The organism is Cellulosimicrobium sp. TH-20, assembly GCF_002105775.1.
GTDB lineage: Bacteria > Actinomycetota > Actinomycetes > Actinomycetales > Cellulomonadaceae > Cellulosimicrobium > Cellulosimicrobium funkei.
In genome coordinates this window covers 3,153,573-3,178,199 of sequence record NZ_CP020857.1, presented here as the reverse complement: position 1 = coordinate 3,178,199, position 24,627 = coordinate 3,153,573, and the positions used below count along the sequence as shown (strand labels likewise).

Below are 24,627 nucleotides of genomic sequence, written 5' to 3'. Positions count from 1 at the left end.
GCGGCGTCGTGAGCCATGCCGCGGGCTTCTCGTCCCCGGCGTGGCCCGACGCCGGCGGCCGGCCACAGCCGCGGTCCCTTGCCGTCCCGCCCCGGGTCCGCCGAGGCGGGCGTGCTAGCGTCGAGTCGGTCGTGCACCGAGCCGAGGAGGTGAGCCCCGTGAACGCTGTGTCCGTACCGGGCGCTCCCTCGCTGCCCACGATCGCGCGACGGCCGTAGCCGTCCCGGGAGCGCTCGCCGCACCATCGCGAGAGGCGACTCCCATGAGCACCACCACACCTTCGTCTGCACCGGGCTCCTCAGCAGGCGCCGCGGTCCCCGGCCCGGCGGCAGCGTCGGTCCCGGTCCCGGTCCCGGTCCCGGTCCCGGTCCAGACCCCGGCCCTGACGACGGGCGAGCGCGCCCTCGTGCTCGGGGGCGGCGGGTCCACCGGCAACGCGTGGCTGATCGGCGTCGTCGCCGGTCTCGCCGACGCCGGGGTCGACGTCACGACGGCGGACCTCACCGTGGGGACGTCGGCGGGCGCCACCACCGCGGCCCAGCTCGCCGGCGCGACGCCCGCCGAGCTCTACGCCGCCGTCGTCGCCGGAGCCCCGCCGCGGCGCGCACCGGATCCCGGGCGGGACGACCGCCGCGAGCGCACGCGCCAGGCGGCGGACCAGATGGCCCGCACGGCCGCGCTCATCGCCGCGTCGCGCGACGCTGCGGACATGCGGCGCCGGCTCGGCGCCGCGGCGCTCGACCTCCCGGCGGCCTCGGACACGTCCGCGCAGGCGCGCTGGCGGGCGACGGTCGCGGCACGCCTGCCGAGCACGTCGTGGCCGCGCCGCGCGCTGCTCCTCACCGCGGTCGACGCGCGGACCGGCGCGCCGGTCGTCCTCGGCGCGCACAGCGGGGTCGGCCTGGTGGACGCGGTCGCGGCGAGCTGCGCGGGCGGGTTCGCGTACGGCGTCGGGCCGGACCGGTTCATCGACGGCGGGTACCGCCGCAACGAGAACGCCGATCTCGCGGCGGGCTGCCGCCGCGTGCTCGTGCTGTCGCCGCTGGGCGGCAGGACGCGCACGCCGCGGGAGTGGGGCATGCAGCTCGACGTGCAGGTCGCGGAGCTGCGCGCGCAGGGCAGCGCGGTCGAGACGCTCGTCCCCGACGGGTCCGCCGAGGGGCTCGTGGGACCGCGGGCGATGGACCTGACGCTGCGCCCGTCCGCCGCCCGCGCGGGCCACGCCCAGGGCGTGGAGACCGCCGACCGCGTCGCGCGCCTCTGGCGCTGAGCGCGGGCCCGGTCCGGCGCGTCGTCCGTCGACGCGCCGGACCCCGGTGTCAGGCGCGCGTGCGGGTCGTGAGGACGACGCGCGTGGACCCGGCGACGAGCAGCGCCGAGCCGAGCATGTGCAGGCCCACGAGCAGCGCGGGCAGGCCCGTGAAGTACTGGACGTAGCCGATCGCGCCCTGGGCGAGCGTGATGGCGAGCAGGATCCACCCGGCGCGACGCACCTCCTGCGGCCCGCGGCGGACGCTCACGAGGTAGGCGACGAGGACGGCGACGAAGACCCACACGGCCCACGCGTGGACCTTGCTCATGAGCGCCGGGTCGACGGCGAACCGGTACCCGACCTCCTCGTCACCGCTGTGCGGGCCCGCGCCCGTGACGATCACGCCGAGGACCACGACGACCGCGGTGAGCCCGTACAGCGCCCACGCGAGCGCGCGCGAGCGCGGCGCGACCGTCGGGACGGGCGGGCCGTCGCCCTCCCCGGAGCGGTGCAGCAGCAGCAGCGAGACGGACACGAGCGCCGCCGAGACCACGAAGTGGAGCGACACCCAGCCCGGGTGCAGGTGCAGCAGCACGATGACGCCGCCGATGATCGCCTGCGCGGCGACGCCGAGGAGCGGCACGGCGCCCAGGAGCCGGTAGGACAGGACGCGCGAGCGGTCGGTCCACACGAGCACGAGGGCCGCGATCGCGATGACGCTCAGCACCCCGGTGAGCGTGCGGTTCCCGTACTCGACGAACTGGTGGTACGTCGTCTCCGGGTGGAAGCGCGCCGCGAACTGCCCGGGCTCGCACTGCGGCCACGTGGAGCACCCGAGGCCCGAGCCGGTCAGCCGGACGGCGCCGCCGGTGACGATGATGCCGATCTGCGCCACGAGGTTCGCGACGAGCACCGGCCGGGTCCAGCGGCGCAGCGGCGCGAGCCGGTCCGGACGGGCGACGCCGTCGCCGGCGGGGCGGGCGGTCGTGCCGGGGTCGAGCGCGGGGGGCGGGGTGCTCACGGTCCCACGGTATCGGGACGCGCGGGCAGCCCCGGAATCCTGCGGGTGTGAGATGTGCCCGGGGCGGGTCAGGTCCAGCGGAAGAGCTTGCCCGCGCCCCAACCGAGCGCGGCGGTCCAGCCCAGCAGCACGACGACCGAGAACGGCGGGACCGAGCCGTCGAGCAGGGCGCCGCGCATCGCCTCGCCGAGCGCGCCCGACGGCAGCAGCAGGGCGACGGGCGCGAGCGGTCCGGGCAGCTGGTCCGCCGGGACGAGCACGCCGCCGCCGACCGTGAGGAGCACGAGCACGAGGTTCGCGACCGCGAGCACGCCCTCGGCGCGCAGCGTGCCGGCGAGCAGCATCGCGAGCGACGTGAACGCCGCCGTGCCGAGCAGGACCGCGAGGAGCGCGGCCGGGATCCCCGCGACGTCGGGCTGCCAGCCGAGCGCGAGCGCGACGGCGGTGATGACGACGACCTGCACGACCTCGACCGCGAGCACGCCCAGCACCTTGCCCGCGAGCAGGCCGCCCCGGCCGAGGGGGGTCGTCGACATGAGGCGCAGCACGCCGTTGCGGCGGTCGAACGCGGTCGCGATGGCCTGCGAGGTGAACGCCGTCGACATCACGGCGAGCGCGAGCACGCCCGGCGTCACGAAGTCGACGCGCGACGCACCGCCCGTGTCGAGGTCGACGAAGGACGTGAGCACGAGGCCGAGCAGGAGCATGACGGGCAGGATGATCGTCACGAGCAGCTGCTCGCCGTTGCGCAGGATCATCCGGGTCTCGAACGCCGTCTGGGCGGCGACGCGGCGCCACGCGGGCGCGGCGAGCTCGGTCCCGGCCGGCCCTCGGGCCGCGGGGGTGGCCGACGGCGTCTCGTTCGCGGTCATCGCAGGTGCCGTCCCGTGAGGTCGAGGAACACGTCCTCGAGCGTGCGGCGGCCCACCGTGACGCGCGACGCGAGGACGCCGCGTGCGGCGAGCCACGTCGTCAGCGCGACGAGCGTCGCCGGGTCGGCGGGGCCGGTGAGGGTGTACGAGCCGGGCTGCGGCTCGGCGACGGTCCACGACCCGGGGCCGGGGGCGCCGTCGGGCGCGGCGAGCGCGTCGCGCAGGCCGCCGAGGTCCAGGCCGGCCGTCGCCTCGACGCGGACCGTGCGGTCGGTCTCCCCGTCGTCCCCGGACTCGAGAAGCTCGCGCGTCGCGCCCGCCGCGATGACCTTCCCGTGGTCGACGACGCACACCTGGTCCGCGAGGTCCTCCGCCTCGTCCATGAGGTGCGTCGTGAGGACGATCCCCACGCCCTCGGCGCGCAGCTCGCGCACGAGCTCCCACACCGCGTGGCGGCTCTGCGGGTCCATGCCCGCGCTCGGCTCGTCGAGGAAGACGACCTCGGGCCGCCCGACGATCGCCGCGGCGAGCGCGAGGCGCTGCCGCTGGCCGCCGGACAGGCGCCGGACGGTGGTGCGGGCGAAGCTCTCCAGCCCGAGGCGCTCGGTGAGCTCGCCGACGTCGCGCGGCCGGGCGTACATCGACGCGACGTGCCGCAGCATCTCCAGCGCGCGCACGCCCGTCGGCAGCCCGCCGTCCTGGAGCATGACGCCCACGCGGGGACGCAGCTCGCGCGCGTCGGTCAGCGGGTGCAGCCCGAGCACCTCGACGCGCCCGGCGTCGGGGGAGCGCAGGCCCTCGCAGCACTCGACGGTCGTCGTCTTGCCGGCGCCGTTGGGGCCGAGCACCGCGGTGATCGCGCCGCGCTCGGCGGTGAGGGACACGCCGTCGACGACGGCACGACCGTCGTAGCGCTTGACGAGGTCGTGCACGAGCACGGCGGGGGCGGGCACCCGGCCGATTCTAGGCGGAGCGCGCGCGCCCGCCGACCCGCGCCCGCCCAGGTCGCGCGGGGTGTCGCGTACGCCACATCCGCCGCGTCAGGGCCCCGTCTGAGGGTCGCCTTGCTTGCGCCGGAACAATTAGGGAACAACCATGTTGTCTATATCGAGGGCGCTGCGCGCGCAGGCGTGCCCCCGACCGACCACGGAGGTGAGCATGGGAGCAGGAGCGGTCCGACCGGACGCGCTGCGTACCGTCGCCCCCTCCGGCGCGCCCGCTGCCGACGTCGACCGGCGCACGCGCGAGCGCGTGCTCGAGCTCGTCGCGAGCGCGGGCCCCGTCAGCGCGGCCGACCTCGCCGCGACGCTGGGCCTCACGCCCGCCGCGGTGCGCCGCCACCTCGCCCTCCTCGAGGAGGACGACCTCGTCGCCGTGCACGACGCCGGGCACCCCACCGGGATGCGCGGCCGCCCCGCGCGGCGGTACGTGACGACGTCGGCCGGCCAGGGCGAGCTCAGCGGCACCTACGCCGACCTCGCCGCGCAGGCGCTGCGCTACCTGCGCGACGTCGCGGGACCGGGCGCCGTCGAGCGCTTCGCCCAGGACCGGCTGTCCGAGCTCGCAGACCGCTACGCGGACCGGCTCGACGCGCCGGACGTCGAGGGCCGCGCGGCCCAGCTCGCCGCCGCGCTGGCGGACGACGGCTACGCCGCGAGCGTGCGCCCCGTGCCGGGCACCTCCGCCGTCCAGCTGTGCCAGGGGCACTGCCCGGTGCAGCACGTCGCCGAGGAGTTCCCGCAGCTGTGCGAGGCGGAGGCCCAGGTCTTCGCCAAGCTCCTCGGCTCGCACGTGCAGCGCCTCGCGACCCTCGCCACGGGCGCGCACGCGTGCACCACGAACGTGCCGGTCGGGATCTCCGTCCCGGCCCCCGCACCGCGGGTGGCGCGAGCCGCCCTGGCCCACGACGTCCGGGCGCGGGGGCGCCCGTCGTCGGGCGAGACCTGACCCCGAGGGGCGCCCCGCCCCGCCCGCACGACCTCCCCCGAAGAACCTGTACCGACTGCCCCCGCCCGCAACGACGGACAGTGGAAGGACGACCATGAGCGCTCCCACCCAGGACGCCGCCGGCACGGCCCTGCCGACCGGTGAGAAGCAGACCGACGACGAGATCATCGCCTCGATCGGCGCCTACGAGTACGGCTGGCACGACTCCGACGAGGCGGGCCAGATCGCGCAGCGTGGCCTCAACGAGGACGTCGTGCGCAACATCTCCCGGCTCAAGAACGAGCCCGAGTGGATGCTGAACCAGCGCCTCAAGGCGCTGCGCCTGTTCGGCAAGAAGCCCATGCCGAGCTGGGGCTCCGACCTCACCGGCATCGACTTCGACAACATCAAGTACTTCGTGCGGTCCACGGAGAAGCAGGCCGCCACGTGGGACGACCTGCCCGAGGACATCAAGGAGACGTACGACAAGCTCGGCATCCCCGAGGCGGAGAAGCAGCGCCTCGTCGCGGGCGTCGCCGCGCAGTACGAGTCCGAGGTGGTCTACCACCAGATCAACGAGGAGCTCGAGCGCCAGGGCGTCATCTTCCTCGACACGGACACCGCGCTGCGCGAGCACCCGGAGATCTTCCAGGAGTACTTCGGCACCGTCATCCCGTCGGGCGACAACAAGTTCGCCGCGCTCAACTCCGCCGTGTGGTCGGGCGGGTCGTTCGTCTACGTGCCGCCGGGCGTGCACGTCGAGATCCCGCTGCAGGCCTACTTCCGCATCAACACGGAGAACATGGGTCAGTTCGAGCGGACGCTGATCATCGCGGACGAGGGCTCGTACGTGCACTACGTCGAGGGCTGCACCGCGCCGATCTACTCGTCGGACTCGCTGCACTCCGCGGTCGTCGAGATCGTCGTGAAGAAGAACGCCCGCGTGCGCTACACGACGATCCAGAACTGGTCGAACAACGTCTACAACCTCGTGACCAAGCGGGCGACCGCGGCCGAGGGCGCGACGATGGAGTGGGTCGACGGCAACATCGGCTCCAAGGTCACCATGAAGTACCCGGCGATCTACCTGCTCGGCGAGCACGCGCGCGGCGAGACGCTGTCGATCGCGTTCGCGGGCGAGGGCCAGCACCAGGACGCCGGGGCCAAGATGGTCCACGCGGCGCCCCACACGTCGTCGTCGATCGTCTCGAAGTCGGTCGCGCGCGGCGGTGGCCGCACGTCCTACCGCGGTCTGGTCCAGGTGCTCGAGGGCGCCTCGCACTCGGCCTCGACCGTGCTGTGCGACGCGCTGCTCGTCGACCAGATCTCCCGGTCCGACACCTACCCGTACGTCGACGTCCGCGAGGACGACGTGTCCATGGGGCACGAGGCGACGGTCTCGCGGGTGAGCGAGGACCAGCTGTTCTACCTCATGTCCCGAGGCATGGAGGAGACCGAGGCGATGGCCATGATCGTGCGCGGGTTCGTCGAGCCCATCGCGCGCGAGCTGCCCATGGAGTACGCGCTCGAGCTCAACCGCCTCATCGAGCTGCAGATGGAAGGGTCCGTCGGCTGATATGACCACCACCACCGTTCCCGAAGAGGCCGGTCTGACCACCGACCACTCGCGCGCGCAGGCCGACGGGGCGCACTCCCACGGCGTCGTCGTGCCCCAGGGCTCGCGCGCCGAGCGGCTCACGTCGTTCGACCTCGCCGACATCCCCGTGCCCTCCGGGCGCGAGGAGGAGTGGCGCTTCTCGCCCGTGGCGCGCCTCGCGCCGCTGTTCGACGACACGATCGTCGGGCAGAGCGGCGGCGGCGACGTGCGCGTCACGGTCGTCGAGGCGCCCGAGGTCGAGGTCACGATCGTCGGCCGCGACGACGAGCGCCTCGGCACCGCCGGCAAGCCCGGCGACCGCACGGCCGTGACGGCGTGGAACGCCTTCGAGCAGGCCACGGTCGTCACGGTGCCGAAGGAGGCCGTCGCCTCCGACGTCACCTCGGTCCGCATCGAGGGCCACGGCTCCACGCCGACGGCGAGCCACGTCCTCGTGCGCGCCGAGCGGCACTCCGAGGCCGTCGTCGTGCTCGACCACGTGGGCGCCGCGACGCTCAACGAGACGGTCGAGATCGTCGTCGAGGAGGGCGCGCACCTCACCGTCGTGTCCGTCCAGGACTGGGCCGACGGCGCCGTGCACGCGTCGTCGCACCGCGCGCGGATCGGGCGCGACGCGCGCCTCAAGCACGTGGTCGTCACGCTCGGCGGCGACGTCGTGCGCGTCACCCCGGACGCGGAGTTCACCGCCGAGGGCGGCGAGGTCGAGATGGTGGGCCTCTACTTCGCCGACGCGGACCAGCACCAGGAGCACCGCCTGTTCGTCGACCACGCCGTCCCGCGCTGCAAGTCCCGCGTGACGTACAAGGGCGCGCTGCAGGGCGAGGGCGCGCACGCCGTGTGGGTGGGGGACGTGCTCATCCGGGCCGAGGCCGAGGGCACCGACACCTACGAGCTCAACCGCAACCTCGTCCTCACGGACGGCGCGCGCGCGGACTCCGTGCCGAACCTCGAGATCGAGACGGGTGAGATCGAGGGCGCGGGACACGCGTCCGCGACCGGCCGCTTCGACGACGAGCAGCTCTTCTACCTGCAGGCTCGCGGCATCCCGGAGGTCGAGGCGCGCCGTCTCGTCGTCCGCGGCTTCTTCGCCGAGCTCATCCAGGAGATCGGCGTCGCGTCGGTCGAGGAGCGCCTGCTCGAGGCGATCGAGCGCGAGCTGAGCAAGTCCATGTCGATCATCGACGGGAGCGCCGAGCCCGCCGAGGCGACGGCGTGACCGCACAGCCCGCCTGCACGACGTCCGACCTCGGCCCGGAGGAGGCGTTGCGCGTCGAGCTCCCGGCCGAGGACGGGCGCGTCGTCGAGGTCGCGGTCGTGCGCGACGGCGACGGCGGGTGGCACGCGATCTCCGACATCTGCTCGCACGGGGCCGTGTCCCTGTCCGACGGGGAGGTCGAGGGCTGCTTCGTCGAGTGCTGGCTGCACGGCTCGCAGTTCGACCTGCGGACCGGCATGCCGACCGCGCTGCCCGCGATGCGGCCCGTGCCGGTCTACCCGGTGACGGTCGACGGCGAGCAGGTGCTCGTCGACGTCGACCGTGTCGTCGCTCCCACCTGACCCGACCTCCTCTGACCCGGCGCGCCGCGCGCGCCCCCCAGCTCAAGAACCTCTTGGAGAACCACTGATGTCCACTCTCGAGATCCGCGACCTGCACGTCAGCGTCGAGACCAAGGAAGGGCCGAAGCCGATCCTGCGCGGCGTCGACCTGACGATCGCCAGCGGCGAGGTCCACGCCATCATGGGCCCGAACGGCTCGGGCAAGTCCACGCTCGCCTACTCGATCGCCGGCCACCCCAAGTACCAGGTCACCGGCGGCACCGTGACGCTCGACGGCGAGGACGTCCTCGCCATGAGCGTCGACGAGCGCGCCCGCGCGGGCCTGTTCCTCGCCATGCAGTACCCGGTCGAGGTCCCCGGCGTCTCCGTGTCCAACTTCCTGCGCACCGCGAAGACCGCGATCGACGGCGAGGCCCCCGCGCTGCGCCACTGGGTCAAGGACGTCAAGGGCGCCATGGAGCGCCTGCGCATGGACGACTCCTTCGCCGAGCGCTCGGTCAACGAGGGCTTCTCGGGCGGTGAGAAGAAGCGCCACGAGATCCTCCAGATGGAGCTCCTCCAGCCGAAGTTCGCCGTCCTCGACGAGACCGACTCGGGCCTCGACGTCGACGCGCTGCGCATCGTCTCCGAGGGCGTGAACCGCGTCCACGAGGCGACCCAGGCGGGCGTCCTGCTCATCACGCACTACACGCGCATCCTGCGCTACATCAAGCCGGACTTCGTCCACGTCTTCGTCGACGGCAAGGTCGCGGAGGAGGGCGGCCCGGAGCTCGCCGAGCGCCTGGAGGAGGAGGGCTACGACCGCTACCTCGGTGGCGCCGTCGAGTCCGCCTCGGCCGCCTCGGCCTGAGCGCTCGCACCACCTGAGGAGACGACCATGACGACCACCGCGCACCCCGCAGGGCAGCACGCCGGTCCGGCGCGCCTGACCGACGTGGAGCTCGCCGCCGTGCGGGCGGACTTCCCGCTGCTCGAGCGCACCGTGCGCGGTGGTCGTCCGCTCGTCTACCTCGACTCCGCGGCCACCGCGCAGAAGCCGCAGGTCGTCCTCGACACCGAGGTCGACTTCTACGAGGAGCGCAACGCGGCCGTGCACCGCGGCGCGCACCAGCTCGCCGAGGAGGCGACCGAGGCGTTCGAGGACGCCCGGGCCGACGTCGCGGCGTTCGTCGGTGCGCGCCCGGGCGAGATCGTCTGGACGTCGGGAGCGACGGCCGCGATCAACCTCGTCGCGTACGGGATCTCGAACGCGACGCTCGGCCGCGGGGGAGAGGCGGCCCGCCGCTTCGCGCTGGCCCCGGGCGACGAGATCGTCGTCACCGAGGCGGAGCACCACGCGAACATCGTGCCGTGGCAGGAGCTCGCCGCCCGCACCGGGGCCGTCCTGCGCTGGTTCGAGGTGGACGACGACGGTCGCGTGCGCGTCGAGGACGCGGCGACCGTCATCACCGAGCGCACGCGCGTCGTGGCCTTCACGCACGTGTCGAACGTGACGGGCGCGGTCACCCCGGTCGAGCCGATCGTGGCCCGGGCGCGCGAGGTCGGGGCGCTCACGGTGCTCGACGCGTGCCAGTCCGTGCCGCACCTGCCGGTCGACCTGCCCGCGCTCGGCGTCGACTTCGCCGCGTTCTCGGCGCACAAGATGCTCGGCCCCACGGGCGTGGGCGTGCTGTACGGGCGGCGCGAGCTGCTCGAGGCGCTGCCGCCCGTGACGACCGGCGGGTCGATGATCGAGGTCGTCACGATGACCGAGTCGTCGTACATGGCGCCGCCGCAGCGGTTCGAGGCGGGCACGCAGCCCGTCGCGCAGGTCGTCGGGTTCGGTGCCGCCGCGAAGTACCTGCACGAGCTCGGCATGGACGGCGTCGCCGCGCACGAGCACGAGCTCGCCGCGGAGCTGCTGCGCATCGGGGAGATCCCCGGCGTGCGCATCGTCGGCCCGCGCGAGCCGGCCGACCGGCTCGCCGTCGTGTCGTTCGTCGTGGACGGCGTGCACGCGCACGACGTCGGCCAGGTGCTCGACGACGCAGGCATCGCCGTGCGCGTCGGTCACCACTGCGCCCAGCCCCTGCACCGCCGCTTCGGGATCGCCGCGACCGCGCGCGCGTCCGCGTCGGTGTACACCACGCGCGAGGACGTCGACGCGTTCCGGGAAGCATTGGCCGGGGTCCGCGCGTTCTTCTCGGTGGACTGAGAGAGGACCCGATGAGCTCGATCGAGCAGATGTACCAGCAGGTCATCCTCGACCACGCGAAGACCCCGCACGGGCGAGGCCTGGTCGAGGTGGCGGACGGCGCAACGAGCGGCCAGTCGCACCAGGTGAATCCCACGTGCGGCGACGAGGTGACGCTGCGCGTCGAGCTCGCCGACGGCACCATCGACCGCGTGAGCTGGGAGGGGCAGGGCTGCAGCATCTCGCAGGCGTCCCTGTCCGTGCTCACCGACCTCGTGACGGGGCGCCCCGCCGCGGAGGCCGAGCACCTCGGCGACGTCTTCCGCGAGCTCATGGGCTCGCGGGGCAAGGGCCTCGACGAGGCCGCGGAGGACGAGCTCGGTGACGCCACGGTGTTCACGGGCGTCTCGCGCTACCCTGCACGGATCAAGTGCGCCCTGCTCGGCTGGGCCGCGCTGCGCGACTCGCTCGTCACCTCGGGCGCCCTGAGCCCGCTGGGCGACGCATCGACCGCAATGGCTTCCGACGCGGCGCTCGCCGCGCGGGGAACGACGGAGGAGAACCGATGACCACCGAGACCGGCGCGCCCGCCGCGGGCGCCACGCCGAGCCCGCCGAACGTCGCGGACGTCGAGGAGGCGATGCGCGACGTCATCGACCCCGAGCTCGGCATCAACGTCGTCGACCTCGGCCTCGTCTACGGCATCCAGATCGACCAGAACAACCACGCCGTCATCGACATGACGCTCACGTCCGCGGCGTGCCCGCTGACCGACGTCATCGAGGACCAGTCCGCGCAGGCGCTCGAAGGCCTCGTCGACGGCTTCCGCGTCAACTGGGTCTGGATGCCGCCGTGGGGCCCGGAGAAGATCACCGACGACGGCAAGGAGCAGCTCCGCGCGCTCGGCTTCAACGTCTGAGACCACCGCTGCGACCGACGCCGCGTCCCCGTCCGGGGGGCGCGGCGTCGTGCTGTTCCCGGCAGGTCGTGCGGTGCCGGTCGTGCCCGGTCGCGGTTCGCCCCTTCCGGTACGTTGACGCGGATCGTCCTGAGTGTTGGGATATGTGCGCCCACACCACTTTTCGGAGGACGACGTGACACAGCAGGACCAGACCGGCGCGGGCGGTTCCCCGCGGCAGGTGCGCTATCGCGGCCGGCATCTCCCGATGGTGGCGGTGGTCATCGCGGCGACGATCGCCACCGCCCTGGCGTACAGCGGCATGGTCCTGTTCGGTCTCGAGGTGGCGCACATGTCGCCGCTCGAGGCGTACGGGCTCGCGGGCTTCCTCGAGATCAGCCTCGTCGCCGTCGCGCTCATGGCACGCAACGCGGCGCTCGAGGGGCGGCCCTACGGCGTGCTCCTCGCGCTCACGTGGGTGCTCTCGGGGACGTCGGGCCTGTTCGCCGCTCTCCACGAGATCGCCGTCCCGACGGCGAGCACCCCGTACATGGTGGTGTTCCGGTTCGTGCCGCCGCTGGTCGCCGCGCTCATGTGGCACCTCGCCCTCGTGGGGGAGCGGCACATGGTCACGGGCCACACGCTCGAGGAGCGCCGTCGTGAGCTGCGCGTCCACGGGTACGTGTCCGCGCTGGAGCAGTGGCGCGACGCGCGCGCCGACAGCGCTGGCTCGCCCGCGGACCTGCGCAAGGTCCGCGCCGCGCACGAGCGGCAACGCGCCGCCCGGGACGCCGCGCTCAAGCTGCTGACGGTCGAGGACTTCGAGCGTCGCATGCAGGTCTGGGTCGACCGCCTGGAGGCCGCCGAGCGGCACGGCAACCGGCTCGACCTCATCGGGGCGAGCTCCGCGAAGCGCGGCACCGCGCGTGGCAAGGCGGGGGCCGCGGTGTCCGAGGCTCCCGCGCCCGCCGAGGCGCCCATGGGCGTGGCCGCCGTGGCCGCCGGGGCGAGCGGCCCGGCGCTGCTCGCGCCGGAGCCCGCGCGCCACGACGACACCGGCGCGGTCGAGACTTTTCCGACTCCCGAACCGGTCGACGTCGTGACGACCGACGCCGTGACGACCGACGCCGCGCTGCGCGACGAGGTCCCGACGGACGGTGCGCCGTCGGCCGACCTCCCGGTGCGCGAGGTGACCCGCGACCTGCCCGCCGCCGAGGCGACGGCCGAGGCGACCGACGCGGAGACTGCGGAGGACGCGCCCGCCGCCGAGCCCGCGTTCGAGGCCCTGCCGGACCTCGAGGCACGAGTCAAGGAGATCTTCGGTCGCACGCGGCCGCTCCCGTGGGAGCAGCCCGCCCCCGAGGAGGCGGAGACGCCGTCGGCCCCCGAGCCGCCGGCCGTGACGGGGCACACGCGCCGCGTCGAGGTCTTCGACCTCCCGCGGCCCCAGGACGTGGAGCCGACGCCGGCGGACGACGCCGGGACGACGCTCGGTGAGGACCCGATGGCCGAGCGCGACCGCCGCATCGTCGAGCTCGCGCGCGAGGGCCTCAACCAGCGCGAGATCGCCCAGCGGGTCTCGGCGTCGCGGTCGACCGTGAGCCGCGTCGTGCGTCGCTACGAGGACCAGCTGGCCGACGAGGCCCGCGAGCTCGCGAACGCCTGACGCGCCGCCGAGCGCTCGGCGGCACGACGCCGCGCCCCGGAGGGGACGCGGCGTCGTGCCGTCGCCACCGCACGCATGGCCGGGCGGGTGGCTTTCGCCGTGGGAACCGAGGACCTTGGTCCCCGAGGGCGGCTGTGGTCGGACCGCGTCGCCTAGGGTCGGGGCAGGCACCGGTCGCACCCGGGTCGGTGCCTCGACGCAGCCCCGCCTCTCGAAAGTGCTCCCCGTGGCCTCCCTCTCTCAGCCCTCGCCCCACGACGGCCCTCTGGACGGCGACCGGATCGTCGTCGTCGGCGCCGGTATGACGGCCCACCGCCTCGTCGCGGGCCTGCGCTCCCGCGACCCCGAGGGCCCCTGGTCCGTCACTGTGATCGGCGACGAGCCGCACGAGCCGTACGACCGCGTGCACCTGTCCGAGTGGTTCGACGCCCGCGACGTGGACGCCCTCACCCTGGACCGCGCGGTGTGGGACGACCCGCGCGTCACGCTCGTCACCGGGGACGCGGTCGCGTCGCTCGACCGCACGGCGAGCGTCGTGACGACACGGTCGGGGCGTCAGGTCCACTACGACCGCGCGGTGCTCGCGACGGGCTCGTGGGCGTGGACGCCGCGCGCGGAGGGCACGGACCTGCCGGGACTGTTCACCTACCGCACGCTGGACGACGTCGAGCGGCTCGCCGAGTGGGTGCGCCTGCGCGAGCGGGCGCTGGGGCGGGCGGTGCGCGGCGTCGTCGTCGGCGGTGGCGTGCTGGGCCTCGAGGCGGCGGCGGCGCTCCAGCGGCTCGGCGCGGAGGCCACGGTCGTGGAGTTCGCCGACCGGCTCATGAGCGTCCAACTCGACCAGGGCGGCGGCGAGATGCTGCGCCTGCTCATCGAGGACCTCGGCGTCACGGTCCGCACCGGTGCGGGCGCGCACCGGTTCCTGCCTGCGGGCGACGGGTCCGTGGGCTCGGTCGAGCTCACGGACGGCTCTGAGCTGGCGACGGACGTCGTCGTCTTCTCCGTGGGCATCCGTCCGCGCGACAGGGTGGCGCGCGAGGCGGGCCTGGCGATCGGCGAACGCGGCGGCGTCGTCGTCGGCGAGGCGTGCCAGACCTCCGACCCGGGCGTGTGGGCGATCGGCGAGTGCGCGTCGGTCGACGGCGCGTGCGCGGGCCTGGTCGCGCCCGGGAACGACATGGCCGACGTCGTCGTCGACCGCTTCCTCGGCGGCGAGCGCGTGCACCGGCGCACCGACGACGGCACCAAGCTCAAGGGCGTGGGCGTCGAGGCGGCGTCGTTCGGCGACGTCAACGCGGTGAGCGCGGGCGCGCTCGAGGTCTCGTTCGTCGACCCGATCCACCGCCGGTACCGCAAGCTCGTGCTCTCGGACGACGCGACGACGCTGCTGGGCGGCGTGTTCGTCGGCGACATCGAGCTCTACTCGGCGCTGCGTCCGCTCCTGGGCCGCCCGCTCGGCGCCGACCCCGCGGCCGTGATCGCGCCCGACGGCGAGGGCCTGGCCGAGACCGAGCTGCCCGACGAGGCCGTCGTGTGCTCGTGCAACAACGTCGACGCGGGGACGGTCCGGGCCGCGGTGACCGAGCACGGCTGCCGGACGATCGGGCAGGTCAAGGACTGCACGACGGCGGGCACGGTGTGCGGGTCGTGCGTCCCGGCGCTCACCAAGCTGCTGAACGGCGAGCTGTCCCGGGCAGGGGTCACCGTCTCGGACGCGCTGTGCGAGCACTTCGCGATGTCCCGGGCGACCCTGTACCGGATCGTGCGGGAGGAAGGGCTGCGCACGTTCTCCGAGATCGTCGCGGCGCACGGGACGGGCCGCGGCTGCGCGGTCTGCCGCCCGACCGTCGCGTCGATCCTCTCGACGCTGCGCCGCGGGCACGTCCTCGAGGGCGAGCAGGCCGCGCTCCAGGACACCAACGACCACGTCATGGCGAACCTGCAGAAGAACGGCACCTACTCGGTGATCCCGCGGATGCCCGGGGGCGAGGTGCGTGCGGACCAGCTCCTGGAGTTCGCGAAGGTCGCCGACGACTTCGGGCTCTACGTGCGTGTCACCGGCGGCCAGCGGCTCGCGATGTTCGGCGCGCGCCTCGACCAGCTCCCGGAGATCTGGCGGCGCCTGACGGCCGTGGGTTTCGAGTCCGGGCACGCGTACGGGAAGTCGCTGCGCACCGTGAAGACGTGCGTCGGGCGTACGTGGTGCCGGTTCGGCGTGCAGGACTCGTCGGCCATGGCGGTGCGGCTCGAGCTGCGCTACCGCGGCCTGCGCTCGCCGCACAAGATCAAGTTCGGCGTCTCCGGGTGCGCGCGCGAGTGCGCCGAGGCTCGTGGCAAGGACGTCGGCATCATCGCGACCCACAAGGGGTGGAACCTCTACGTCGGCGGGAACGGCGGAGCCCAGCCGGCCCACGCCCAGCTCCTCGCCGAGGACCTCGACGACGAGACCCTGGTCCGCTACGTCGACCGGTTCCTCATGCTCTACGTCCAGGAGGCCGACCGTCTCCAGCGCACGGCGCCCTGGGTCGCGGAGCGCGCGGGCGGGCTCGAGGAGCTGCGCCGCGTCGTCGTCGAGGACTCGCTGGGGATCGCCGACGAGCTCGAGGCCGCGATGGCCGAGCACGTGCGCGACTACGAGGACGAGTGGAGCGCGACGCTCGCGGACCCGGCCAAGCTGCGCAAGTTCACGCCGTTCGTCAACGCGCCGGAGGCCGTCGACGGCGACCTCGCGTTCGTCCCCGAGCGCGGGCAGGTCCGTCCCGCCGACGAGACCGACGCCGTCGCCTACCCGGACCCCCGCGCGGCGCGCGACGTCGCGCTCGTTGCTGCCCGCGCCGAGCTGGAGGACATCCGATGAGCACGTTCGTCGACATCTGCGCGCTCGACGACCTCGAGCCCGAGCGCGGGGTCGGGGCCCTCCTGGGCGGGATCCAGATCGCCGTCTTCCGGCTCGCCGACGGCACCGTGCGAGCCGTCCAGCAGCGGGACCCCTACTCCGGCGCCAACGTCATGTCGCGCGGCCTCGTCGGCACGCACCGCGTCACGCTCGACGACGGCACGGAGCGCGACGTCGACACCGTGACCACCCCGATGCTCAAGCAGGTCTGGGACGTCGACACCGGCGACGTGCTCGACGCCGGGGGCAAGGACCGCAGACCCCTGGCGGTCTTCGCGGCCGAGGTGCGCGACGGGCGCGTCCTCGTCGCGGACGCCGCGACCTCGACACCGGGGACGGCGGGAGGCGCGACGACGTGAGCGGCAGGGCCGTCGTCGGCTGAGGCCCTACTGTCCGGTCCTGCCGTCGATCCGCTCGCGCAGGAGGTCGGCGTGCCCGCAGTGCCGGGCGTACTCCTCGATCCGGTGGACCAGGACCTCGCGGACCGCGACCCGGTCCGCGCCGAGCCGCTCCCCGAGGTCCGGGTGCCGGGCCAGCACCGCGTCGGTCGCGGCCTGCTCGCGCGCCAGGTTCGCGTACGCCTCGTCGACCACGCGCTGGTCGGCGACCGCGCCGTCGAAGTCCGCGTCGTGCCCCCCGTACAGCGCCGGCTCGCCGTCGTCGTCGGAGACCCACCCGCGCCACTCCCGCTCGACCTCCGCGAGATGGCGGACAAGGCCGAGCAACGACATCGTCGACGGCGGCACGGAGCGCCGTGCGAGCTGCTCGGGGTCGAGTCCCTCGCACTTCATGAGCAGCGTCGTCCGGTAGCTCGCCGTGTAGTCGAGCAGCGTCGCGAGCTCGCCGTCCGGGCTCACGCCGTCGGTGTTGCGCGGGTCCTCGTCCGGGTCCACCCACATGTCCGGGTAGACGGCTGCGCGGGTCCACCGCACGGGCTCGGTCATCACCCCATGCTCGCGCGCACCGGGGTGCCCCACAAGGTCATTCGCCCCGGTCCCAGGCGCTAGGATCGGCCACCGCCGGCAAGGAAGCCGGTGCACGACCGAAGGAGTCTCCTCGCCCATGATCGTCGCGTGGGGCGTGCTCGCCCTGCTCACCCTCGTCCACCTCGCCGCCCACCTCCTCGGTGCCGAGACCCTCGCCGACACGTCGCAGTGGTTCCTCATGCCGGTCCTGGCGGGCTGCCTCTGGCTCGCCACGCGGCGCCACGCCGCCCACGGCCCGGGCCGGCGCTCGCGGCTCGTCCGGCTCACGCTCGTCGCGCTGGGCTTCTCGTGGCTCGGCGACACCGCGCCCGACCTCGCCGACGGCGACACCGCCTTCCTGGTCATGGTCGGGTTCTTCCTCTGCGCCCAGATCACGTACACGATCGCGTTCTGGCCCTACCGCGCGGGCTCCGTCCTGCGCCGCCCGCTCGCGCTCGTGCCGTACGGCCTCGCGTTGCTCGCCCTCGTCGTCGCGTGCGCGCCGGACGCCGGGTCGCTGCTCGTCCCCGTCGTCGTCTACGGCGTGTGCCTCGTGACGATGGCCGTGGTCGCGACGGGCGTCGACCGGCTCGCCGCGGTCGGTGGTGCGGTCTTCCTCCTGTCCGACGCGCTCATCGCGCTGAACGCCTTCGCCCCGTGGTACGACCTGCTCGGGCACGGCTTCTGGGTCATGCTCACCTACGTCGTCGGCCAGGTGCTGCTCGTGCTCGGTGTGCTCCGTCGAGAGCGTGCGGCGGTGGTCCCCGTCGCGGAGAAGGGAGGAGCCGCATGGGCGTCGACGTGACGCTCGCGAGGGTCGTTCAGCAGGGGACGAGTCCCCGGCGTCGTTCCACGACGTCTGTCGACGTGGTGCCCGACGACGGTGACGTGCTGGCCCGGCTGCTCCCGGCGAGCGGCTTGCCGATGCTCGCGCGGGTCGATCCGTACGGTGACGTCGTGCTCAGCGGCTCCGAGATGGAACAGCTCCTCGACGAGCTGCACATCCTCATGGACCGCTCGTCCCCTCCTGACGCCGTCGTCCTGGGCGCGGTCGTCGTGCTCGCCGAACGGTGTCGTCGGGAGCTCGGGTCAGAGCTGCGGTTCGAGGGCGACTGAGGCCTCAGGCGTCGAGCGAGCGGACGACGCGAGCGGGTGAGCCGACGACGACCGTGCGCGGCGGCACGTCCCGGGTGACGACGGAACCGGCCCCCACGACGGCGTCGTCCCCGATCGTCACGCCCGGGAGGACGGTCACGTTCGCCCCGAGCCAGACGTTGCGGCCGAGGACGACGCGCGCCGGGTGCATGTCGGCGCGGCGGGCCGGGTCGAGGTCGTGGTTGAGGGTCGTGAGGACGGCGTTGTGCCCGATGAGGCACCCGTCCCCGACGACGATGCCGCCCTGGTCCTGGAACCGGCAGCCGGAGTTGACGAACACGTCACGCCCCAGGGTGATGTTCTTGCCGAAGTCGGCGGTGAAGGGCGGGAAGAGGTTCACGGACTCGTGCACGGGCTTGCCCGTCAGCTCCGCGAGGAGCTCGCGGACCCGTTCGGGCGAGCGGTATGCGCCGTTGAGCTCACCGGCGATGCGCAGCGCCTCCTGGCTCGTGCGGTGCATGACGGCGTGCAGCGGCGAGCCGCCAGGGATCGTCCGCCCGGCGTCGAGCTCGGCCAGCAGGTCGTCCAGGTCCATGGGTTCCTCTCAGTCGGTGAAGGTCGCGGTGGTCGAGGCCGCGGTGGCCGCCCATGACGCGAGCAGGCGCAGCGACTCCTCCGTCGGGGAGCCCGGCGTCGCGGTGTACACGGTCATGCCGAGCCCGGGGTCGCCGTGGAGCTCGAGCGTCTGGTAGTGCAGCTCGAGGTCCCCCACGACGGGGTGCCGGAACGTCTTCTGCCCGGCGTAGTGCCGCCGCACGTCGTGGGACGCCCACAACTCGCGGAACCGCTCGCTGCGCGTCGACAGCTCGCCGACGAGGGCCTGGAGCCGCTTGTCGTGCGGGCTGCGGCCCGCCTCGCGGCGCAGGATCGTGACGTTCGTCCAGGCCGCCCGGTCCCAGTCGGGGTAGAAGTCGTGGGACGCGGGGTCGAGGAAGATGTGGCGCGAGAAGTTCGCCGGTCCCGCGGAGCCCGCGATCATGGGCGCGTACATCGCGGACCCGAGCGCGTTGGCGGCGACGAGGTCCATGCGGTTGTTCTGGATGAACGCCGGCGCGGTGGTGATCGCGTCGAGCAGGTACTGCAGCTCCGGGCGCACCGGCGTGTCGCCGTGGCCGCGCGGCGGGCGCGCGCCGACGGGGTTGGCGGTGCGCGCGAGGTCGAGCAGGTGCTCCCGCTCGGCCGCGTCGAGGAGGAGCGCCCGCGCGACGGACTCGAGCACGGCGTCGGACACGCCCCGCAGGTTCCCGCGCTCGAGTCGCGTGTGGTAGTCGACGCTCACCCCGGCGAGACGGGCGACCTCGTCGCGGCGCAGCCCGTCGACGCGTCGACGGCCGCCGTACGTCTCGATGCCCGCCTGCTCGGGCGTCACCCGCGCTCGACGGCTCATGAGGAACTCCCGCACCTCGGAACGGTTGTCCATGGCCTCCACGTCCTTCACGGTAGTGCGGGACGACGGCGCGCGGCGCGGGCGGGCGGCACCCCCACGCCGCGCCCGCCCGGTCCGAGCGTCCCGCCGGTCAGAACGTGACGATCGTCTTGAGGGACTCGCGGCGGTCCATCGCGGCGTAGCCGTCGGCGATGTCGTCGAGCGCGACGGCCTTGTCGAAAACGCGGCCGGGGTCGATCGCGCCGCTCAGCACCTGCGGGATCGCGTCCTCAAGGTAGGCGCGGACGGGGGCAGGCCCGCCGGTGAGCGTGATGTTGCGGCCGAACAGCGAGGCGAAGCCGACAGGGGCGTCGTCGTACTGCGGGACGCCCACGCGGCTGATCACGCCTCCGGCGCGCACGACGCCGTAGGACTGCTCGTAGGCGGGCAGGTGCCCGACGGCCTCCACGACGACGTGGCTGCCCAGGCCGTCCGTGAGGTCGAGGACCCGCTGCACGCCCTCGGCGCCGCGCTCGGCGACGACGTCGGTCGCGCCCCACTCGCGCCCCAGGTCGGTCCGGGCCTCGTGACGGCCCATGAGGATGATGCGCTCGGCGCCCATCTGGCGTGCGGCGAGCACGGCGGACAGCCCGACCGCGCCGTCGCCGACGACCGCCACGGTCTGGCCCGGGGACACGCGCGCCATGTGCGCGGTGTGGTACCCCGTGAGGTACACGTCCGAGAGCGTGAGCAGTGAGGGCAGGAGCGGGCTCGACTCGTCGACGTCGGGCACGGCGACGAGGCTGCCGTCCGCGAGCGGGATGCGCGCGAGCTCGGCCTGCTGGCCGCCGACGTCGCCGGGGTTGCCGTAGAAGCCCCCGTGGGGGCACGCGGTCTGGAACCCGTCGCGGCACACGTCGCACGTGTTGTCCGACCAGGCGAACGGCGCGATCACGAGGTCACCCGGACGGACCGTCGCGACGGCGGACCCGGTCTCCTCCACGACGCCGAGGAGCTCGTGGCCGATCGGGACGCCCTCGTCGCTGCGTCCCATCGAGCGGTAGGGGTGCAGGTCCGAGCCGCAGACGCACGCGCGCACCGCGCGGACGATCGCGTCGGTCGGCTCGAGGATCGTCGGGTCGGGACGGGTCTCGACCCGGACGTCGCCCGCGCCGTAGATGATGGTGGCCTTCATGGAGCTCTCCTCGCTGTGGGGTACGCGCACCATTCGACACCGCACCCCGGGGCCTGAGGGAGTCCCGCTCCAGCAGGGTTCTGGCAGTACCTGGTTAGGCGCCCGCGGCCGTGCGCTCGTCGTCGACGTGCACCATGACGAGCGCGACGTCGTCCTGGGAGCCGAGCGGCACGAGCTCGGCGAGGAGGGCGTCGAGGAGCGCGTCGGGCGGCACAGCGCCGAGCGCCTCGACGCGGGCCGGCAGCTCGTCGAGCACGTCCCGCAATGACCGGTCCCGCCGCTCGACGAGCCCGTCGGTGTAGAGCAGGAGCGTGTCGCCCGGGTCGAGCGACGTCTCGTGCTCGGCGCGCGGGCCGCCGAGCCCGACGCCGAGCATCGGCGAGGGGCGTGCGGTGAGCAGGTGCGCGGTCCCGTCGGCGCGACGCACGACGGGCGGGACGTGCCCGGCGCTCGCCCAGCACACGGCGCGCCGCCCCGTCAGGCCAGGGGTGCCGATGCGCGCGACGGCGACGGTGGACAGCGCCTGGAGCCCGAGCCCTTCCGCGGTGCGCTCGGCGGCGTCGAGCGCCTCGGCTGGCCCGGCGTCCGTCGCGAACGCGACCGAGCGCAGCACGCCGCGCAGGTGGGCCATGTGGGCGGCGGCGGCGACGTCGTGCCCCGTCACGTCGCCCACGACGACGGTCGCCTCGCCGTCGGGGTGGACGAATGCGTCGTACCAGTCGCCGCCGACGTGGACCTCCGGCACCGCCGGCCGGTACCGCACGTCGATCGTCAGGCCGGGGATGCGCGGGGGAGGCGTGAGCACGGAGTCCTGGAGGGCGAGCGACGCGCTGCGCTCGCGCGTGATCACGTCCGCGTACCGGTCGACGGACGACCCGAGCAGCAGGGCCTGGTCGACGACCGAGAGCGCGGTGGGGTCCGCGGGGGGCTCGGGCGCCGTCGTCCCGCCGGCCTGCACGACGGACGTCACGTCCTCCGCGCGGTGGACGACGGCCGTGACCCGGCCCGCGGCGTCGAGCACGGGGAGGTTCGTCGTGAGCCACCAGCGCTCGGACCACCCGCCACCGGGACCGCGCAGGTCGTACCGGTGCGGGCCGATCGTCTCGAGACGTCCCGTCCGCGCGACGCGCTCGAGCGACAGCACGACCCGGTCGACGGCACTCCCGTCCGGCCCCTGGACGGGGAAGACGTCGAGGTAGTGGCGCCCGACGACGGCGCTCGCGGGCGCGCCGATGGTGCGCAGGAGGGACTCGTTGGCGTCGAGGATGGTCAGGTCGGGCGCGAGCACCGCCTTGGGCGCCGTGAGGACCGAGAAGACGGCGTGGTAGTCGACGGGGCCGGCGGCCCCGTCCACGTCCGAGGGCGTGCGGACGCCGCCCCCTTCGTTCTCTGCCACACCTCGAGCCTGCCCCGATCCCGTGCACTCGCAAGGGCGGGCGCAGGCGGAGCGACCCGCCCGGCGCACGACGACGACCGAGCGGGAGGACCGAGGGCTACCCGACGGCCGTGACCGGGGACGCGAGCGGCGTGCCCGACCCGTCGCGGCGCTGGTCGACCGGGGGCAGGTCGACCGACTGCCCGCCCGACCCCGTCGCCCGCGCCGGACCCTGGCCGACCCACGCGAGGATGAGCGCGTCCTCGCCCTTGAGGAACCGGTGCGCGCGGACGCCGCCGGTCCCGCGGCCCTTGCCGGGGTAGAGCTCGTACGGGGTCACCTTGCCGGCGCCGGTCTGGGTCCCGGGGAGCGCGTCGGACGACCCGGCGACGGTGACGACGACGCCGAGGTCGCGTACGTCGGCCGGGACGACGCCGAAGAACGCGACCCGTTGGCCGTCGGCGAGCCGGATGCCGGCCATGCCGCCGGCCGGGCGGCCCTGGGGTCGCACCGCGGACGCGTCGAAGTGCAGCAGGGACGCGTCGCTGGAGACGAACACGAGCTCGTCGGCGTCCGTCGCGGGCGCCGCGCCCACGACGGTGTCGCCGTCCTTGAGCCCGATGACCTCCCACTCGTCCCGGTTGCCCGGGACGTCGCCCGGCGTGACGCGCTTGACGACGCCCTGCGCGGTGCCGAGCGCGAGCGGGGGAGCGTCGGGGTCGAGCGACGCGATGGTCACCGCGTCCTCGCCCGGCTCGAGCGCGACGACCTCGCTGAGCGGGACGCCGCCGGACAGGCTCGGCGCGTTGTCCGTCGGCGGGAGGGCGGGCAGGTCGAGCACGGACACGCGCAGCATGCGGCCTTGGCTCGTGACGAGGCCGACCTCGCCGCGCGCGGTCGTGCGGACGGCGGCGCGCAGCACGTCGTGCGCGGCGCGCGGCCCCGAGCGCGCGGGCTCCGTCTCGTCGCTCGTGCGCGCGAGGAGCCCGGTCGCGGAGAACAGCGCCCAGCACGTGGTGTCGGCGACCTCGAGCGGGACGGCCGCGGTCGTCGTCGGCGCCGCGCCCGCGGACTCCAGCAGGATGGTGCGGCGCGGGGTGCCGTACGTCTTCGCGACGTCGGCCATCTCGCCCGACACCACGGCGCGCAGCCGTGCGTCGCTGCCGAGGATCTCCTGGAGCTCCTCGATCTCGCGGCGCAGGGTCTCCTGCTCCTTCTCGAGCTCGATGCGGGAGAACTTGGTGAGGCGGCGCAGCTGGAGCTCGAGGATGTACTCCGCCTGCGGCTCGGACAGGTCGAACACCGTCTGCAGGCGCCCGCGGGCGGTCGCGGTGTCGTCGGACGAGCGGATCACCTGGATCACCTCGTCGATGTCGACGATCGCGACGAGGAGGCCGTCCACGAGGTGCAGTCGCTCGGACCGCTTGCGCAGGCGGTAGGCCGAGCGACGGCGGACCACGTCGATCCGGTGGTCGACCCACACCGACAGCATCTCCCGCAGGCCGAGCGTGCGCGGCTGGCCGTCGACGAGCGCGACGTTGTTCATGCCGAACGAGTCCTCGAGCGGCGTGAACTTGTAGAGCTGCTCGAGCACCGCCTCGGGGTTGAAGCCCGTCTTCACCTCGACGACGATGCGCAGCCCGTGCTCGCGGTCGGTGAGGTCGGTCGCGGCCGTGATCCCCTGGATCTTCTTCGTCTTGACGCCCTCGGCGATCTTCTCGATCACCTTCTCCGGGCCGACGAGGTAGGGCAGCTCGGTGATGACGATGCCCTTGCGGCGCGGCGTGAGGTTCTCGACGCGTGCCGTGGCGCGCGTGCGGAACGTCCCGCGGCCCGTGCGGTAGGCGTCCCGGACGCCGTCGAGGCCGACGATCTTGCCGCCCGTCGGCAGGTCCGGGCCGGGCACGAACCGCATGAGCGCCTCGAGGTCGGCGTCCGGGTGCGCGACGAGGTGGCGTGCCGCGGCGACGACCTCGACGAGGTTGTGCGGCGCCATGTTGGTCGCCATGCCGACCGCGATGCCCGACGCGCCGTTGACCAGCAGGTTGGGGATCGCGGCGGGCAGGACCTCGGGCTGCTGGAGCTTGTTGTCGTAGTTCGGCACGAAGTCGACGACGTCCTCGTCGAGCCCCGCCGTCATCGCGAGCGACGGCGGCGCGAGACGGGCCTCGGTGTACCGGGAGGCCGCGGGGCCGTCGTCGAGCGTTCCGAAGTTGCCGTGCCCGTCGACCAGCGGCAGCCGGAGCGAGAAGTCCTGGGAGAGGCGCACCAGTGCGTCGTAGATCGCGGCGTCGCCGTGCGGGTGCAGCTTGCCCATGACCTCGCCGACGACGCGCGCCGACTTCACGTGGGCGCGGTCGGGGCGCAGCCCCATGTCGGCCATCATGTAGAGGATGCGGCGCTGGACGGGCTTGAGGCCGTCCCGGGCGTCGGGCAGGGCGCGCGAGTAGATGACGGAGTAGGCGTACTCGAGGAACGACGTCTCCATCTCCGCCTGGACGTCGACGTCGACGATCTTCTCGTTCACCTCGGCCGGGTCGATCGAGGGGGTCGAGGACTTGCGCGCCATGGGCCTGCGGGCTCCTGCCGTTCGGTGCGCCGCGGTGGCGCGGGGTCTGTGCCGTCGTGGCCGGTGCTGGGCCGGCCGGGGTGCTGCGGTTGCGTGCCGCACGCGAGGGTACGCCACGCGTCC

23 protein-coding genes are annotated in these 24,627 nt (G+C 74.0%); 14 read left to right on the top strand and 9 right to left on the bottom strand.

The window, feature by feature from the left end:
• The first annotated feature begins 262 nt into the window (after window positions 1-262).
• Window positions 263-1,270 (top strand): patatin-like phospholipase family protein, encoded by a 1,008-nt coding sequence (locus B8281_RS14120; RefSeq protein ID WP_232322576.1) that lies wholly within the window; start codon window positions 263-265, stop codon window positions 1,268-1,270.
• 49 nt (window positions 1,271-1,319) lie between these two features.
• Here the strand turns inward: B8281_RS14120 and B8281_RS14115 are convergent, their stop codons facing one another.
• The 3 genes from B8281_RS14115 to B8281_RS14105 all read right to left on the bottom strand — a co-directional run bounded on the left by B8281_RS14115 (window position 1,320) and on the right by B8281_RS14105 (window position 4,098).
• A complete protein-coding gene (locus tag B8281_RS14115; protein ID WP_085388055.1) occupies window positions 1,320-2,273 on the bottom strand; it encodes a heme A synthase in 954 nt (317 codons plus the stop codon).
• A gap of 68 nt (window positions 2,274-2,341) precedes the next feature.
• A complete protein-coding gene (locus B8281_RS14110; RefSeq protein ID WP_085388054.1) occupies window positions 2,342-3,145 on the bottom strand; it encodes an ABC transporter permease in 804 nt (267 codons plus the stop codon).
• Window positions 3,142-4,098 (bottom strand): ABC transporter ATP-binding protein, encoded by a 957-nt coding sequence (locus B8281_RS14105; protein ID WP_085388053.1) that lies wholly within the window; start codon window positions 4,096-4,098, stop codon window positions 3,142-3,144. The genes B8281_RS14110 and B8281_RS14105 overlap by 4 nt, the downstream gene beginning before the upstream one ends.
• Before the next feature lie 205 nt (window positions 4,099-4,303).
• On the opposite strand from B8281_RS14105, the gene B8281_RS14100 reads away from it, so the two are divergent.
• The 11 genes from B8281_RS14100 (at window position 4,304) to B8281_RS14050 (ending at window position 16,238) form a co-directional block, all read left to right on the top strand.
• Window positions 4,304-5,092, top strand: a complete 789-nt coding sequence (locus B8281_RS14100) for a metalloregulator ArsR/SmtB family transcription factor (RefSeq protein WP_076404969.1) — start codon at window positions 4,304-4,306, stop codon at window positions 5,090-5,092.
• A gap of 94 nt (window positions 5,093-5,186) precedes the next feature.
• Entirely contained in the window at window positions 5,187-6,647 is a 1,461-nt protein-coding gene (gene sufB / locus B8281_RS14095; protein ID WP_074805987.1) for a Fe-S cluster assembly protein SufB, read from the top strand.
• A 1-nt stretch (window position 6,648) separates the two neighbouring features.
• A complete protein-coding gene (gene sufD, locus B8281_RS14090; protein WP_085388052.1) occupies window positions 6,649-7,905 on the top strand; it encodes a Fe-S cluster assembly protein SufD in 1,257 nt (418 codons plus the stop codon).
• Window positions 7,902-8,246, top strand: a complete 345-nt coding sequence (locus tag B8281_RS14085; protein WP_021480875.1) for a non-heme iron oxygenase ferredoxin subunit — start codon at window positions 7,902-7,904, stop codon at window positions 8,244-8,246. Before sufD ends, B8281_RS14085 begins: the two co-directional genes overlap by 4 nt.
• A gap of 67 nt (window positions 8,247-8,313) precedes the next feature.
• On the top strand, window positions 8,314-9,096 hold the full coding sequence (gene sufC, locus B8281_RS14080; protein WP_021480874.1) for a Fe-S cluster assembly ATPase SufC: 783 nt from the start codon (window positions 8,314-8,316) through the stop codon (window positions 9,094-9,096).
• Window positions 9,097-9,123: 27 nt separating this feature from the next.
• Entirely contained in the window at window positions 9,124-10,440 is a 1,317-nt protein-coding gene (locus B8281_RS14075) for a cysteine desulfurase (protein ID WP_085388051.1), read from the top strand.
• 11 nt (window positions 10,441-10,451) lie between these two features.
• Window positions 10,452-10,988 (top strand): Fe-S cluster assembly sulfur transfer protein SufU, encoded by a 537-nt coding sequence (gene sufU, locus B8281_RS14070; RefSeq protein WP_085388050.1) that lies wholly within the window; start codon window positions 10,452-10,454, stop codon window positions 10,986-10,988.
• Entirely contained in the window at window positions 10,985-11,338 is a 354-nt protein-coding gene (locus tag B8281_RS14065) for a metal-sulfur cluster assembly factor (RefSeq protein ID WP_074805999.1), read from the top strand. The genes sufU and B8281_RS14065 overlap by 4 nt, the downstream gene beginning before the upstream one ends.
• A gap of 175 nt (window positions 11,339-11,513) precedes the next feature.
• On the top strand, window positions 11,514-12,983 hold the full coding sequence (locus B8281_RS14060; RefSeq protein ID WP_157446638.1) for a helix-turn-helix domain-containing protein: 1,470 nt from the start codon (window positions 11,514-11,516) through the stop codon (window positions 12,981-12,983).
• A gap of 301 nt (window positions 12,984-13,284) precedes the next feature.
• Complete coding sequence (nirB, locus tag B8281_RS14055; RefSeq protein WP_085388782.1) at window positions 13,285-15,840, top strand: nitrite reductase large subunit NirB; 2,556 nt, start codon at window positions 13,285-13,287, stop codon at window positions 15,838-15,840.
• Complete coding sequence (locus B8281_RS14050) at window positions 15,837-16,238, top strand: nitrite reductase (NAD(P)H) small subunit (RefSeq protein WP_085388048.1); 402 nt, start codon at window positions 15,837-15,839, stop codon at window positions 16,236-16,238. Before nirB ends, B8281_RS14050 begins: the two co-directional genes overlap by 4 nt.
• 27 nt (window positions 16,239-16,265) lie before the next feature.
• On the opposite strand, the gene B8281_RS14045 is transcribed toward B8281_RS14050, so the two are convergent.
• Complete coding sequence (locus B8281_RS14045) at window positions 16,266-16,823, bottom strand: DinB family protein (RefSeq protein ID WP_034656065.1); 558 nt, start codon at window positions 16,821-16,823, stop codon at window positions 16,266-16,268.
• Between the two features lie 118 nt (window positions 16,824-16,941).
• Here B8281_RS14045 and B8281_RS14040 point away from each other — a divergent pair, with 118 nt between their 5' ends.
• Window positions 16,942-17,649, top strand: coding sequence for a lysoplasmalogenase (locus B8281_RS14040; protein ID WP_085388047.1), 708 nt, complete (start codon window positions 16,942-16,944; stop codon window positions 17,647-17,649).
• A gap of 62 nt (window positions 17,650-17,711) precedes the next feature.
• Window positions 17,712-17,960, top strand: a complete 249-nt coding sequence (locus B8281_RS14035; RefSeq protein WP_144723176.1) for a hypothetical protein — start codon at window positions 17,712-17,714, stop codon at window positions 17,958-17,960.
• 4 nt (window positions 17,961-17,964) lie between these two features.
• Here B8281_RS14035 and B8281_RS14030 read toward each other — a convergent pair whose 3' ends face one another.
• From B8281_RS14030 to B8281_RS14010, 5 genes are all read right to left on the bottom strand, one after another.
• The gene (locus B8281_RS14030; RefSeq protein WP_085388045.1) at window positions 17,965-18,534 is read right to left on the bottom strand and encodes a DapH/DapD/GlmU-related protein; all 570 of its coding nucleotides are present in this window, start codon (window positions 18,532-18,534) and stop codon (window positions 17,965-17,967) included.
• A gap of 9 nt (window positions 18,535-18,543) precedes the next feature.
• Complete coding sequence (locus tag B8281_RS14025; protein ID WP_085388044.1) at window positions 18,544-19,419, bottom strand: helix-turn-helix transcriptional regulator; 876 nt, start codon at window positions 19,417-19,419, stop codon at window positions 18,544-18,546.
• 97 nt (window positions 19,420-19,516) lie between these two features.
• Window positions 19,517-20,560 (bottom strand): alcohol dehydrogenase catalytic domain-containing protein, encoded by a 1,044-nt coding sequence (locus tag B8281_RS14020; RefSeq protein ID WP_198163074.1) that lies wholly within the window; start codon window positions 20,558-20,560, stop codon window positions 19,517-19,519.
• Window positions 20,561-20,654: 94 nt separating this feature from the next.
• Window positions 20,655-21,956 carry a PP2C family protein-serine/threonine phosphatase gene (locus B8281_RS14015; RefSeq protein WP_198163073.1) on the bottom strand — a complete coding sequence of 434 codons (1,302 nt, stop codon included), beginning with the start codon at window positions 21,954-21,956 and terminating at the stop codon, window positions 20,655-20,657.
• Window positions 21,957-22,053: 97 nt separating this feature from the next.
• On the bottom strand, window positions 22,054-24,504 hold the full coding sequence (locus tag B8281_RS14010; RefSeq protein WP_085388042.1) for a DNA topoisomerase (ATP-hydrolyzing) subunit A: 2,451 nt from the start codon (window positions 24,502-24,504) through the stop codon (window positions 22,054-22,056).
• Between the last annotated feature and the right edge of the window lie 123 nt (window positions 24,505-24,627).

Coding starts and splice junctions, on each gene's coding strand:
- B8281_RS14120 (WP_232322576.1), top strand. CDS start 263: ATGAGCACCACCACACCTTCGTCTGCACCGGGCTCCTCAGCAGGCGCC.
- B8281_RS14110 (WP_085388054.1), bottom strand. CDS start 3,145: ATGACCGCGAACGAGACGCCGTCGGCCACCCCCGCGGCCCGAGGGCCG.
- B8281_RS14100 (WP_076404969.1), top strand. CDS start 4,304: ATGGGAGCAGGAGCGGTCCGACCGGACGCGCTGCGTACCGTCGCCCCC.
- sufB (WP_074805987.1), top strand. CDS start 5,187: ATGAGCGCTCCCACCCAGGACGCCGCCGGCACGGCCCTGCCGACCGGT.
- sufD (WP_085388052.1), top strand. CDS start 6,649: ATGACCACCACCACCGTTCCCGAAGAGGCCGGTCTGACCACCGACCAC.
- sufC (WP_021480874.1), top strand. CDS start 8,314: ATGTCCACTCTCGAGATCCGCGACCTGCACGTCAGCGTCGAGACCAAG.
- B8281_RS14075 (WP_085388051.1), top strand. CDS start 9,124: ATGACGACCACCGCGCACCCCGCAGGGCAGCACGCCGGTCCGGCGCGC.
- sufU (WP_085388050.1), top strand. CDS start 10,452: ATGAGCTCGATCGAGCAGATGTACCAGCAGGTCATCCTCGACCACGCG.
- B8281_RS14065 (WP_074805999.1), top strand. CDS start 10,985: ATGACCACCGAGACCGGCGCGCCCGCCGCGGGCGCCACGCCGAGCCCG.
- nirB (WP_085388782.1), top strand. CDS start 13,285: ATGACGGCCCACCGCCTCGTCGCGGGCCTGCGCTCCCGCGACCCCGAG.
- B8281_RS14050 (WP_085388048.1), top strand. CDS start 15,837: ATGAGCACGTTCGTCGACATCTGCGCGCTCGACGACCTCGAGCCCGAG.
- B8281_RS14045 (WP_034656065.1), bottom strand. CDS start 16,823: ATGACCGAGCCCGTGCGGTGGACCCGCGCAGCCGTCTACCCGGACATG.
- B8281_RS14040 (WP_085388047.1), top strand. CDS start 16,942: ATGATCGTCGCGTGGGGCGTGCTCGCCCTGCTCACCCTCGTCCACCTC.
- B8281_RS14030 (WP_085388045.1), bottom strand. CDS start 18,534: ATGGACCTGGACGACCTGCTGGCCGAGCTCGACGCCGGGCGGACGATC.
- B8281_RS14025 (WP_085388044.1), bottom strand. CDS start 19,419: ATGGACAACCGTTCCGAGGTGCGGGAGTTCCTCATGAGCCGTCGAGCG.
- B8281_RS14020 (WP_198163074.1), bottom strand. CDS start 20,560: ATGAAGGCCACCATCATCTACGGCGCGGGCGACGTCCGGGTCGAGACC.
- B8281_RS14010 (WP_085388042.1), bottom strand. CDS start 24,504: ATGGCGCGCAAGTCCTCGACCCCCTCGATCGACCCGGCCGAGGTGAAC.